The organism is Pseudomonas syringae group sp. J248-6 (assembly GCF_032586995.1).
Taxonomy (GTDB): domain Bacteria; phylum Pseudomonadota; class Gammaproteobacteria; order Pseudomonadales; family Pseudomonadaceae; genus Aquipseudomonas; species Aquipseudomonas amygdali.
Genome location: NZ_JAWHOP010000005.1, coordinates 292,385 through 305,609, shown reverse-complemented (window position 1 = coordinate 305,609; position 13,225 = coordinate 292,385). Strand labels below are relative to the sequence as shown.

The 13,225-nt window shown below is 56.8% G+C and carries 10 protein-coding genes; 6 read left to right on the top strand and 4 right to left on the bottom strand.

Annotated features, from left to right (window positions below; all coding sequences use genetic code 11):
• Window positions 1–2: 2 nt before the first annotated feature.
• From RYC17_RS09615 to RYC17_RS09605, 3 genes are read left to right on the top strand one after another with little or no spacing between them, the layout of a single operon-like run.
• Window positions 3–914 carry an ABC transporter permease subunit gene (locus RYC17_RS09615; RefSeq protein ID WP_002555194.1) on the top strand — a complete coding sequence of 304 codons (912 nt, stop codon included), beginning with the start codon at window positions 3–5 and terminating at the stop codon, window positions 912–914.
• A 10-nt stretch (window positions 915–924) separates the two neighbouring features.
• A complete protein-coding gene (locus RYC17_RS09610) occupies window positions 925–1,893 on the top strand; it encodes an ABC transporter ATP-binding protein (protein WP_058400638.1) in 969 nt (322 codons plus the stop codon).
• Entirely contained in the window at window positions 1,893–2,867 is a 975-nt protein-coding gene (locus tag RYC17_RS09605; protein WP_003379694.1) for a peptide ABC transporter ATP-binding protein, read from the top strand. Before RYC17_RS09610 ends, RYC17_RS09605 begins: the two co-directional genes overlap by 1 nt.
• Before the next feature lie 200 nt (window positions 2,868–3,067).
• On the opposite strand, the gene RYC17_RS09600 is transcribed toward RYC17_RS09605, so the two are convergent.
• Window positions 3,068–5,590 carry a sulfite reductase flavoprotein subunit alpha gene (locus RYC17_RS09600; protein ID WP_316902855.1) on the bottom strand — a complete coding sequence of 841 codons (2,523 nt, stop codon included), beginning with the start codon at window positions 5,588–5,590 and terminating at the stop codon, window positions 3,068–3,070.
• A gap of 342 nt (window positions 5,591–5,932) precedes the next feature.
• Between RYC17_RS09600 and RYC17_RS09595 the strand changes: the two genes are divergently transcribed.
• Together RYC17_RS09595 and RYC17_RS09590 are read left to right on the top strand one after the other, a co-directional pair.
• Window positions 5,933–7,177 (top strand): alpha-xenorhabdolysin family binary toxin subunit A, encoded by a 1,245-nt coding sequence (locus RYC17_RS09595; RefSeq protein WP_057401025.1) that lies wholly within the window; start codon window positions 5,933–5,935, stop codon window positions 7,175–7,177.
• A gap of 7 nt (window positions 7,178–7,184) precedes the next feature.
• Window positions 7,185–8,177: an alpha-xenorhabdolysin family binary toxin subunit B gene (locus tag RYC17_RS09590; protein WP_316902852.1), complete on the top strand. Its 993-nt coding sequence runs from the start codon at window positions 7,185–7,187 to the stop codon at window positions 8,175–8,177.
• A 224-nt stretch (window positions 8,178–8,401) separates the two neighbouring features.
• On the opposite strand, the gene RYC17_RS09585 is transcribed toward RYC17_RS09590, so the two are convergent.
• Entirely contained in the window at window positions 8,402–9,565 is a 1,164-nt protein-coding gene (locus RYC17_RS09585; protein ID WP_005745335.1) for a type III PLP-dependent enzyme, read from the bottom strand.
• Window positions 9,566–10,118: 553 nt separating this feature from the next.
• Between RYC17_RS09585 and RYC17_RS09580 the strand changes: the two genes are divergently transcribed.
• A complete protein-coding gene (locus tag RYC17_RS09580) occupies window positions 10,119–11,261 on the top strand; it encodes a DUF3472 domain-containing protein (protein ID WP_057401022.1) in 1,143 nt (380 codons plus the stop codon).
• 133 nt (window positions 11,262–11,394) lie between these two features.
• Here RYC17_RS09580 and RYC17_RS09575 read toward each other — a convergent pair whose 3' ends face one another.
• Both RYC17_RS09575 and RYC17_RS09570 read right to left on the bottom strand, forming a co-directional pair.
• Window positions 11,395–12,564, bottom strand: a complete 1,170-nt coding sequence (locus RYC17_RS09575; protein WP_057401021.1) for a betaine/proline/choline family ABC transporter ATP-binding protein — start codon at window positions 12,562–12,564, stop codon at window positions 11,395–11,397.
• On the bottom strand, window positions 12,561–13,214 hold the full coding sequence (locus tag RYC17_RS09570; protein ID WP_005745339.1) for an ABC transporter permease: 654 nt from the start codon (window positions 13,212–13,214) through the stop codon (window positions 12,561–12,563). The genes RYC17_RS09575 and RYC17_RS09570 overlap by 4 nt, the downstream gene beginning before the upstream one ends.
• Window positions 13,215–13,225: the final 11 nt, after the last annotated feature.

Here is a 13,225-nt window from a genome sequence, read left to right as displayed (position 1 = left end):
ATATGAGCACCCCTACTCCTGCGGTAGCAGTCGATCAAAGCCTGCTTTACCCATCCCCGTACAAAGAATTCTGGCAAGCGTTCTCGAAGAACAAAGGCGCGGTTGCCGGCCTGCTGTTCATGATCCTGATCGTGTTCTGCGCCCTGTTCGCCCCGTGGGTTGCACCCCATGATCCGAGCGAGCAATACCGTGACTTCCTGCTGACACCTCCGGTGTGGCTTGAAGGCGGTCAATGGCAATTCATCCTCGGCACCGACGAACTGGGCCGCGATCTGCTGTCGCGCCTGATCCAGGGTTCGCGCCTGTCGCTGCTGATCGGTCTGGCATCGGTGGTCATGTCGTTGATCCCCGGCATCCTGCTGGGCTTGCTGGCGGGCTTCTTCCCTCGCGTCCTAGGCCCTTCGGTGATGCGCCTGATGGACATCATGCTGGCCCTGCCATCGCTGCTGCTGGCTGTAGCCATCGTGGCGATTCTCGGCCCTGGCCTGATCAACACCGTGATCGCCATCGCCATCGTGTCGCTGCCGTCCTATGTTCGTCTGACCCGCGCTGCGGTGATGGGCGAGCTGAACCGTGACTACGTGACGGCTGCGCGTCTGGCCGGTGCCACCCTGCCACGCCTGATGTTCATCACCGTGCTGCCCAACTGCATGGCGCCGCTGATCGTTCAGGCAACGCTGAGTTTTTCCTCGGCCATTCTCGACGCCGCAGCGCTGGGCTTCCTGGGCCTTGGCGTACAACCGCCGACGCCTGAGTGGGGCACCATGCTCGCCTCGGCGCGCGACTACATCGAACGTGCCTGGTGGGTCGTCAGCCTGCCCGGTCTGACCATTTTGCTCAGCGTGCTGGCAATCAACCTGATGGGCGACGGTCTGCGCGATGCGCTGGACCCGAAACTCAAGAACGCCGCCTGAGGAGATTCGCATGTCACTTCTTGAAATCAAGAATCTCAACGTCCGCTTCGGCGACGCCAAGGCCGTACCTGTTGTGGACGGCCTGTCCCTGAGCGTCGACAAAGGCGAAGTACTGGCCATCGTTGGCGAATCGGGGTCCGGTAAATCCGTGACCATGATGGCGCTGATGGGGCTGATCGATTCGCCCGGCATCATCACTGCCGACGCGCTCAACTTCGACGGCAAGGACCTGCTCAAGCTGAACGCGCGGCAGCGTCGTCGCATCATCGGCAAAGACCTGGCGATGGTTTTCCAGGACCCGATGACCGCGCTGAACCCTAGTTACACCGTGGGCTTCCAGATCGAGGAAGTGCTGCGCCAGCACCTGAACATGTCAGGCAAGGCGGCACGCCAGCGCGCGCTGGAACTGCTGGAAAAGGTCGAAATCCCTGGCGCGGCTGCGCGCCTGAATGCTTACCCGCATCAACTGTCGGGCGGCATGAGCCAGCGTGTGGCAATTGCCATGGCCATTGCCGGCGAACCGAAACTGCTGATCGCCGACGAACCGACCACCGCGCTGGACGTGACCATTCAGGCGCAGATCATGGAGCTGTTGCTGAGCCTGCAAAAAGAGCAGGATATGGCGCTGGTGCTGATCACTCACGACCTGGCGGTAGTGGCTGAAACCGCCCAGCGCGTCTGTGTGATGTATGCCGGTCAGGCCGTCGAAGTCGGTCAGGTGCCTGGTCTGTTCGAGGTCCCTGCCCACCCGTACAGCGAAGCCTTGCTGGCCGCTATTCCCGAGCACAGCATGGGCGCCGAACGCCTCGCCACGCTGCCGGGCATGGTTCCGGGTCGCTATGACCGGCCACAGGGTTGCCTGCTGTCACCGCGCTGCCCGTACGTGCGCGACAACTGCCGGACCGAACGTCCTGGCCTGGACCCCAAGGCCCATAGTCTGGCGCGCTGCTTCTATCCCTTGAATCAGGAGGTGGCGTAATGAGCGTCGTACTTACCGCCCGCGACCTTACCCGTCACTACGAAGTCTCCCGAGGCCTGTTCAAAGGCACGGCGCTGGTGCGTGCGCTAAACGGTGTGTCCTTCGAACTGGAAGCCGGCAAGACCCTGGCTGTGGTCGGCGAGTCCGGCTGTGGCAAGTCGACGCTGGCCCGCGCGCTGACACTGATTGAAGAGCCTTCATCGGGTTCGCTGAAAATCGCTGGCCAGGAAGTGACCGGTGCCAGCAAGTCCGAGCGCAAGCAGTTGCGCAAAGACGTGCAGATGGTATTTCAGAGCCCTTACGCGTCGCTCAACCCACGTCAGAAAGTCGGTGACCAGCTCGGCGAGCCGCTGTTGATCAACACCAAACTGTCGGCGGCAGAACGTCGGGAAAAAGTGCAGGCGATGATGGCTCAGGTCGGCTTGCGCCCCGAGCACTATCAGCGCTACCCGCACATGTTTTCCGGCGGTCAGCGTCAGCGTATCGCGCTGGCGCGGGCCATGATGCTGCAGCCCAAAGTGCTGGTCGCGGACGAACCGACTTCGGCGCTGGACGTGTCGATTCAGGCCCAGGTGCTGAACCTTTTCATGGATTTGCAGCAGGAATTCAACACCGCCTACGTGTTCATCTCCCACAACCTGTCGGTGGTTCGTCATGTCGCCGATACGGTATTGGTGATGTACCTGGGCCGGCCTGCGGAAATGGGTCCCAAGGAAGAGATCTACAACCGTCCGCTGCACCCTTACACTCAGGCACTGTTGTCAGCGACCCCGACCATCCACCCGGACCCGCTCAAACCGAAGATCAAGATCGTCGGCGAGCTGCCCAACCCGCTCAACCCGCCAAGCGGCTGCGCCTTCCACAAGCGCTGCCCTTACGCGACGGAACGTTGCGCAACAGACGTGCCGGAGCTGCGTCTGGTGGATAACCGTCAGGTGGCCTGCCACTATGCCGAGCAATTTGTAGCGGCTTAAGCTAGAAGCTAGAAGCTAGAAGCTAGAAGCTAGAAGCTAGAAGACTATCGTGCCCACGCTCCAGCGTGGGCACGCAGTTCTGGACGCTCTGCGTCCGGTTTTGAGTGTGCGGTGCGGCGCAGATTTGTGACGCAGAGCGTCACCCAAGGCATTCCCACGCTGGAGCGTGAGGAACGATACCCTCAACTATCGTGCGATGCTTAATACACATCCCGCCGATAACGCCCTTCCTCGATCAATTCGATGACCGCCTGCTCGCCCAGCACCTCGTTCAACACCTGATCCACGCCCGCCGCCATACCCAGCAAGCTGCCACAGATGTAAATCGCAGCCCCTTCGTCGAGCCATAGACGCAGTTCATCGGCCGCTTCGCGCAAGCGATCCTGCACGTAGATTTTTTCAGCCTGGTCACGTGAGAAGGCCAGATCCAGACGAGTCAGATGACCAGCCTCCAGCCAACTCTCAAGCTCAGCGCCACAATGAAAATCGTGGGCGCGGTTACGCTCGCCGAATAGCAGCCAGTTACGCACTTGGCCTTGGGCAATGCGAGACTTGAGCAGACTGCGCAAACCGGCCAGCCCCGTGCCATTGCCCAGCAAGATCAGCGGGACGGAATCGACAGGCAAATGAAAACTGCTATTGCGGCGCAAACGCAGACTGATCGCGCTGTCGAGGTCGGCATGGGTGGTCAGCCAGCCGGAGCTCAGCCCCAGACTGCCGTCAGGATGAACTTCCTGACGCACGATGAGTTGCAGACGCCCGTCGTCCGGAATCGAAGCAATCGAATACTCACGAGCAGATACCGGCACCAGTGCATCAATCAGCGCCTGCGCGTGCAGGCCCACCAGATGCGCACGATTGTGCGGCAGTTGGCGAGTCGCTAACGCCTGCACGAGCGGCTCCTGCAAGCCATCCACAGTTACCGAAGCGCCAGGATCGACACCCAGCCCGGCGAGAAAGGGCTCAATGACCTGCGCCGCATTGCGCGGCATCACCTCGACCAGATCACCCGCCTGCCAGCTCGCTGACGTCGGCGCTGCCAGGTCCAGCAGGTAGACCTTCGAACCACTGCTGCCCGGGTTCAAATGCTCGCGCCGCGCCAGCGTCCAGTTTTCGAAGACCGGTGCCTGCCAGTGCGCTGAAGGCACGGAGCCGGTCAATTGTCCCAGTTGCTGCTGCCAGTGTTGCAGGGCTGCTGGATCGGCGCTGTCCACTTCAACAGGCGGGAACAACGTGCGCCCACCATGCTCGGCCAACCAGCCATGCAAACGATGGGCAAAACCGCAGAAATGCGGGTACTGACGGTCACCCAGAGCCAGAACGGCGTAATCGAGCTGCTTCAGTTGCAGCGGACGGCCGAGCAACTTACGCTCGAAACCCCGCGCGCTGTCGGGCGCCTCGCCCTCACCAAAGGTGCTGACGACGAATAGCGCCTTACGGCTCTGAATGAGATCCTCTTCGATCAGATCACCCAAATGCTTAACGCGCACTGACACCCCTGAAGCCTGCAACAGGCCAGCAGTCTGCCAGGCCAACTGCTCGGCAAAACCGCTCTGGCTGGCGAAACCAATCAGCCAGGAAGCAGCATCATCTGCCCCTTCACTCTGAACCTCGCCGCGCGCACTCCTGACAGCGCGCTGCTTGCGACGTCGATCCAGGTACAACAACCAGCCGGTGATAAAGAACACCGGCATCATCAACGATGCTGCCGTCATGATGAGCCGGCCGACGAGACCGAAATAGCTGCCAACATGCAGCGCATAGTTGCTGGCCAGCAGTTGCGCACCGAAACTGCGCTCTGCATAGCGCGAAACCGAGCTGACCTGACCGTTGGCCGGGTCAAGCGTGATGCTGTTCAAGGCCCGTGGATGAGGTGAGTCCTTGAGCAGATAGAACACCGTGGCCAGTTGGCCGCCAGACGCAGGCAGGCGCAAGTTATAAGCGCGCAGCTCAGGCCCGGCAGTTTTCTGCACACTGTCCCAGATAGCCGCGTAATCAACCAGCAACGGCGCGGATTTGCTGGCCGGAGCCGCAAGGGCTTTGCGCTGCACCGGCAGCGAATCTCCCAGCAGCTTGTTCAGACCATTGCTCACCCAGTCATAAGACCAGCTCAGACCCGTGATCGCGAACAACAGGTAGAACAACAGGCACCAAGTACCAAAGACCGAATGCAGGTCCCAGTTGAAACTGCGGCCCTTTTTGGCCCAATCCATCGTCAGCCAGACACGCCAGTTCAGTGCGTTGCGAGGCCAGCGCAGGTAGAGCCCGGACAGGCAGAAGAACACCAGAACCAGTGTGCAGGCCGCAGTGATCTGTTTACCCACCTCACCTGCTGCCAGATAACGATGCAGTTGCAGGACAAAGTCGAAAAAGCCCTCACCTACAGCATCGCCTTTCAGCTCGCCGGTATAGGGATCGAAATTGCGTTTGGGACCGCGCCGTTCGCCCGGCTCCGGTGTGAAATACACCTGAGCGGCACGATTGCCCAGCGTATCGACACGCAGAATAGCGACGGTCAGCCCGGTCGCTGCCTCCAGCCTGTGAACAAGCTCAATCGGTGGCAAGGTAGCCGTACGCTCCTGCACTAGCAGAACGTCTGGGTTCAGAACATCAAGAATTTCGTCTTCGAACGAATACAGCGCGCCGGTAATCCCCATGAGGGTCAGCACCAGACCTGCCGTGATCCCGAAGAACCAGTGCAGTTGGAACAAGACTTTCTTCAACGCCGACGCTCTCCCCTCTACAGGCTGCGGCGCGCAGTATGCTCCAACCGCGACACATTCTCATCTTTAAATTGAGGCAGCGCGGGTTTTCCTGTTCATTCGCGCTGCTGACGGGAACAAACCTATTTATTAAAAGCGTTGAATTTATACATGTACCACCTCTGTTAAAAATGACCGTCGCCCACGGCAGACTGACTGTAAAGAGTTATTTATCTTACATCTTTAATCCATGTTTATGCTTTGACGCCCTCGCCCTTAAACCCCTAATCTTTTTCAACACGAGAACATCAACTTATTGAGGAGATCAACATCTGTTCTCCCGGTGAAAATAAGGACATCCCCATGAACCCAATGTTTTATGACGTCATGCAGGCAGAACCGTTATCCGCAGACCCCAAGGCGGATGAGGCGATAAAAACGGCCGAACTGTTCGGTACGATGTCGTCTGCCAATGATAAGCACGTCACCCGCGCACCCGGTTTGATTCTGACCAAAGAACAGATTATCAACCTCAAGAAATATGAATTGGCGGGGCTCGCCCTGCCCATTGAACTGGAGGACATCATTGTTTATCTCGGCTATTCAAAAGGCGCCGGTGCAGGGCTTGAACCTGAAGACTTCCTGAAAAGTTTCAACCTTATCCACCGGCATGCGCGTCGCTGGAGTCCGCTGCGCACCGACCTTCTGGGCATAGGCAGCAAACTGAAGGTCTTTGCAGGCAAGATGCTGGTGTACGGCCAAAGCATGGAGGAGATCAACGGCGACGTCAGGGCCGGAAAAATCGTTGACCATCATCAGATCAAGACACTGGAGGATGTAAAACGCTTGAGTGTTGAACTGGGCAAGGACTTTCCGGGCATCGAACTGGATGAAAACGATAAGGAGATCACCCAGGAAATCGGCTCTCACCTCACCGATATACTGGACCTGATTACAGCCAATCTGGCCGATGCGCAAACCATCAAGAAGGAACTGGATCAGTTTGGCCTGGACCTGTCGCTGCATGTCGGGCCCGAGATACAGCGCAAAATGGTTGCCATCGACAACAGTTCACTGCCGGCCGACGTGGCGAAGCTGATCCTGGATATCGAACAGCGCGCAAAGGACATCGATGAAAAGAACAAAGAGTACAAAACGGTGGTACAACAATCGTTGAATTCGGTCAGTAGTTTGAACATTGTGGGCTTGGCATTGGGCATTTATTTCGGCGTCGAAGCCGAAAATGTCAGGGGCGCACGCAATGAATTAATGGCGCGACAAACCGCCGACATAGACACCTTGCAAGACAAGAACACTATTCTGGGCTCATTGAGCAGGGTAAAGTTTAATTTGCAGAACCTGGCAACGATTGTGGTCGATGCCGACGTGGCCACTAAAAACCTGATTACCGTATGGAACAAGCTGTTTTTGTTTATTGAAGCGTCTGCGGTATCGGCGTCCGAGATAAACGACGCCTTGTCTTTACGGCAATTTATGAATCACTTCAGACAAGTCGTTCACCCCTGGAAGACCATCGAAGTCGACTCGGACGCCTTGCTTAATGTGTTTAAGGAAGCCGATGAAGAATATAAACGGATTTATGGATAACTCGACAATGAAAAATACGTTCACGCCCAATGACACAGCCTTCGCTGGTCAAGTACCCGACCGCGATATCATGACTCGCAGTCTTCACCTCATGCGTAACAGTCTGGTAACGGCAGACCTTCTGTTTGCCAAGACCCAGTACCTGCCCAACCTTTATGAAAAGCTCACACGCCTGAACATCCTGGCCGTCACTGAACAACAGCACCTCGGAGAACACACTGAACGGCTGATCATCGATATCGAGTCGAAGACCGCCCTGCTGAGGCAGTACGCTCAACCCTCCGCCACTCCCATCGATGCCGAAGAGCTGGAAGATATCGACGTTCAGTGTCAGCGCCTTGTGAACAATGCCGCTGGCACAGCCCAGCAACTGGCCAGTGCTCTGAGTGAAATGACACAAGGTATTGATCGACAGCAGACCGCTGAGTTTGCACAGAGTCTGCAAGGTGACATGGCAAAAGCAGGCACCAGACTCGACGCTTTACACACCGGCCTGGAGAAGTTGAAAGAAGAGCGTCAAGTACTGAGCACCGCTATTGACGCCCTGGAAAGCAAGGGTGCGGCGAGTATTGCCAAGGACACGTTGATCACTGCGGAGAAGGTGCTGGGCCTGGGAATGCAGCCCCCTGAACTCGCCGTGATCATGCTGGCGCTCGAACAAATGAAGGCGACCCTGGAAAAGGGTGAAGCGGGAATCAACCTCATCATGATGATCAAACGCCGTGATGGTTTTCGCGAGCGCATCAATGCCCTGTCCCAGCAACTGGCAAGCATGGACAAGGAAAAAATATCGCTCGCACAGCGCATTGAGCTGATTGAATGCTTCAACGCTTTTGACGAGCAGCGTGCCGCTTATGTCGAGCAATACCAGAAAATCAAAAACACTCTGGACAGCTTTCTGGTCGTCAACACCAAGGGTGCATCCGATGACAGGCAACGCAGCATGCGCCTGATCGAATCGGGCCAACAGTTGATCGGCTACTTGAACCGCATTCGCTGACGCCACCGAAGGCCACGTTGCAAGGGTAACGGCCTGTACGCCCTTGCAACCTGCGTTTATGCAGCTGCCGTTAAACGGCAGCCAAACAGCTATCAATTCAACGTGCGGGAAATTCAGCGTCTTTCAGAAGCGTTCGACACTGGACAGGATCTGACTGTCTGAACCCTGGATGACACGCAAAAAAAACCCGCGATCACTCGCGGGTTTTCATATCAGGACAACGCTTACAGATAGAACGATTTCAATGGCGGGAAGCCGTTGAATTCCACTGCGCTGTAGCTGGTGGTGTAGGCACCGGTCGACAACCAGTACATACGGTCACCGATGGCCAGGTTGAGTGGCAGGCCGTACTTGTAGTTCTCGTACATGATGTCGGCGCTGTCGCAGGTCGGGCCGGCAATGACCACTTCTTCCATTTCGCCCTTCTTCTCGGTCCAGATCGGAAACTTGATGGCTTCGTCCATGGTTTCGATCAGGCCGGAGAATTTGCCCACATCGGTGTACACCCAACGCTCGACCGCAGTACGCGACTTGCGCGCGACCAGCACGACTTCGCTGACCAGAATACCGGCGTTGGAGATCAGCGAACGGCCTGGCTCGAGAATGATTTCCGGCAGGTCATCGCCAAAGTCTTCCTTCAGGAAGCGGATGATCTCTTCAGCGTAGGTTTCCAGGCTGTTGGTGCGGGTGATGTAGTTGGCCGGGAAGCCGCCACCCATGTTGATCAGCTTGAGAACGATGCCGTCTTCTTCTTTCAGACGCTCGAAGATCACTTTGACCTTGGCGATGGCAGCATCCCAGACGCTGATGTCGCGCTGCTGCGAGCCGACGTGGAACGAGATGCCGTAAGGCACCAGACCCAGATCACGGGCAAGAATCAGCAGGTCCATGGCCATGTCGGTCTGGCAGCCGAACTTGCGCGACAGCGGCCAGTCGGCGGTGGTCGAGCCTTCGGTCAGAATACGCACGTAGACTTTCGCACCCGGCGCAGCCTTGGCAATGTTGCGCAGATCCGCTTCCGAGTCGGTGGCAAACAGACGCACGCCCTTCTCGTAGAAATAGCGAATGTCCTTGGATTTCTTGATGGTGTTGCCGTAGCTGATGCGCTCCGGACCAACGCCACAGCTCATGACCTTGTCCAGCTCGTAGATCGACGCGATGTCGAAACTGGAACCCTTGTCCTTGAGCAGATTGATGACTTCGACGGCCGGGTTGGCTTTGACAGCGTAATAGACCTTGGCAAACTCGAAGCCCGCACGCAGGTCGTCGTAGGCTTTGCTGATGATGGCGGTATCAATGACCACGAACGGAGTTTCTTGCTTGTCAGCGAACGTCTTCATTTTCTTGAAGGTTTCGGCTGAATAGTAGTCTTCGACATTGATCGACATGCTGCTGGAACTCCTGATGGCAAGCGGTATTGGTAAATGGGTGCAAATGAACGTCCTCCGTATCCCCACTTTGGTTCGCCTACTTCCCAAGGCATGTCGCCGAAAGCAAAAAGGCCCTGAAGGGCTGCCTTCCTGGCCTTGCTGTCTCGTCGTCAGTACTTGAGCCGGATGGATCGTTTCCAGCATGGACGTTCGGCGCGAACTTTAGGACCTGAGGGGCCGGATATCAACAAAAAATGTCGCGTTTTTGCACAGGGCGCTTGAGTTGCCTCGCCAAGGACCTGTTTAACCGACCCGCATGACAGGCAGATGTTCCTCAGTGAGTGTTTTTTAGAGCAGAACAAGCCACCTCAGGGTCCCGCACCGGGCAGATACGAATCTGCTGATCATCGCCTGATGCCGATTGTCCGAACTCAATAGACAGGGCCTGCCAAATCAGGATCGCTCTCCAGACATGCTTGAAGGCCCGGTAAAACCGTTGCATTCACGCCCTGAAATCTGCCTGGAACCCTGTTAGTTCTGATAGGCGTCAACAGAGCGTAGAAGGAGCAGCATGACCTCTCCGGAAAAGGAGCAAGCGATCATGAAATCGAGCATACCCGAGAGTTCACCCGACATCGTAGGATCTGTTCCCACCTCAGGTCCTTCTATAACCTCCGTATTTAAAGAAACAGAAGCTGAGCTGCTTTACGTGGAACAATATGTACCCACAGCAGGCGATAACATACATATCTACTGGAGCGGCTGTAATTTTTACTTCGGCGCGCGAGGCGCTTACGCGGGCATCCAGCACCAGAACAGCAACCTGATCGGAGACCAAGTATTCACGTATAACAATATCTGTTCAATCTGGGACCTTGCCACAGATCCTGAAAACGCAGAAGTAACATTGGACTATGGTTTGCCAGGTTTGCACTCGGGTCATTTCGGAGGCGAGGGCACAGGGCTTCACACGTCTCATCCCATGCCATGGCACCTTAATCAATGGTATGGCATGGTGATTCGTCGCTGGTCAAAACCAGATGAGAGTGTCACCCGTATGGCCATGTTCATGTACTCCTATATGGACGGTAAATGGACGCACTATATGTCAGCTTCGGTGCCCGGCGCGAACTTACCTTTGACGGGTACTACAATCACTGGCTTTCTTGAGCGTTTCAATGGAGATGCACTTGGCTATCATGGCTACTACGGCCAGCACTACCGAATGGACAACAGCGGGAATTGGCATAAGCCTGATTATTACGAGGCGACTGCGGGTGGAAATCCGGATACCTGGAACGCTATGCTCGCCTATGCAGATACCAACATTGAGCTCATCGCCGGAGGCAGTTATGGCAATACCCAGACCAGCATTCGCCTGCAACCCGATCAGTGGGACCCAAAGCCAAAGCCAGCCAACCCCGAGCCATCTGTAACCTCGATACACGCTCAGTACGATAACGCAGGAGGCAATCTGAGTGTGCAATGGACAATTGACGATACTTGCCCCCCACAATTAAGCCATGTCATCAATGTGCGCTCCACCCCCAGCCTTGTACTCGTGGCCGCTAATCACGACGCTCGCCCTGAACAGCGAGACACCAGGTTTCAGACTGGTATTTTAGATGGTGGCTTTTATGTTGCTACCCTCATTATCACCGACATTTTCAACCAGACTTCCGCACCTGCGCCTGTATTCTTCGAGGTTAACTAATAGGTCATCGCCCGGGCAGCTTTAGGCAGGCTCATACATACCCTTGTCACCGTTAATTTTAACGCACACGGGGGCATTTTTGTGTTTCCCTGACGGGCAAAGCCCTGCGCTTAATGCACAGGGCTTTTCAACATTAACCTTGCGCCTCTGCCGCAGCGGTTTCAGCCGGCGAAACAATACTGGTCTTCATACCACGCGAACGACCCGAGCTCAGGTACGCCGCAATGGACTCTTGCGTCACTTCACCCAGGAACACGTTCTCGGCGTCCAGCACAGGCAGCCAGGCGCGGTTGAACTCGTACATGCGCGACAGCAGGATGCGCAAGTGCTCGTCGTAAGCGGCGGTTGCGTTGAACTCACGCAGGAACTGCGCGCATGTGCCCTGCTGGCGATGCAGGTCACGGCGACGTACGTAGCCCATTGCCTTGTTCTCGCTGTCGGTGACCACGATATAGCGACGGTCGTTTTCGTCCATCACGTCCAGTGCGTCGGCGACCGGGGTTTCCGGGCTGACCGACGGTGCGTTGTCGGCTGCGTCTTCAGCTTTGACCAGCAGCAGGCGCTTGAGCGTGCTGTCCTGGCCGACGAAGCTGCTGACGAAGTCGTCAGCCGGATGTGCGAGCAAGGTGTCCGGGTGATCGATCTGCAGCAGTTTGCCGCCACGGAAGATAGCAATCTTGTCGCCCAGCTTGATGGCTTCATCAATGTCGTGGCTGACCATGATCACGGTCTTGTTCAGCGCGCGCTGCATCTCGAAGAACTCGTTCTGAATCATCTCGCGGTTGATCGGGTCGACCGCACCGAACGGTTCGTCCATCAACAGCAAGGGCGCGTCGGCTGCCAGGGCACGGATCACGCCGATACGCTGTTGCTGACCACCGGACAGTTCACGCGGGTAGCGATGCAGGTACTGCTTGGGCTCCAGCTTGATCATGCTCATCAGTTCACGGGCACGGTCATGGCAACGCTGCTTGTCCCAGCCGAGCAGCTTGGGCACCACCACGATGTTTTCTTCGATGGTCATGTTCGGGAACAGACCGATCTGCTGAATCACGTAGCCGATGTTGCGACGCAGGGTCACTTCGTCCAGATCAGTGGTGTCTTCGCCATTGATCAGCACTTTGCCGGAGGTCGGCATGATCAGGCGGTTGATCATTTTAAGCGTGGTGCTCTTGCCGCAGCCCGAGGGGCCGAGGAAGACGCAGATTTCGCCTTCGTTGACCGTGAGGCTGACCGAATCGACAGCCTTCACTTCTTTGCCGTTGCTCTGGAAAGTCTTGGAGAGGTTCTGGAGTTCGATCATTTCAGTAATCCTTTTGGAGTCAGCGTGCGTTGCAGCCATTGCAGGAGAAGGTCGGCGATGATGGCCAGAATGCTGACCAGTACCGCGCCGACGATCAGCATCGACATATCGCTGCGGCTGATAGAAGCAAGAATGAGTACACCCAGACCACCGGCACCGATGGTCGCGGCGATGGTCATGACACCGATATTCATCACCACGGCGGTGCGCACACCAGCAAGGATGACGGGTACGGCGATAGGCAGTTCAACCATGCGCAGGCGCTGTCCGAAGGTCATGCCGATGCCTTTGGCGGCCTCGCGGATACCCGGTTCGACGCCAGTCAGCGCCAGGTAGGTGTTACGCATGATCGGCAGCAGCGAATAGAGAAACACTGCGGTAATAGCCGGCATCGGGCCAAGGCCCTGGCCGAATTTGGAGTAGAACGGCAGCAACAGGCCGAACAGGGCAATCGACGGTACAGTCAGCAGCACCGTGGCGCTGGCTTGTAACGGGCCTGCCAGTGCTGGAAAACGCGTCATCAGCACGCCCAGCGGCACGCCGACGAGAATCGCAAGGGTCACAGCGATGCCCACCAGCGTAATGTGCTGCCAGGTCAGTTGCAGAACCTGTGCCCAGTCCAGATGGGAGAAGGCGCTCAAGAAACTCATATCGTCTCCTT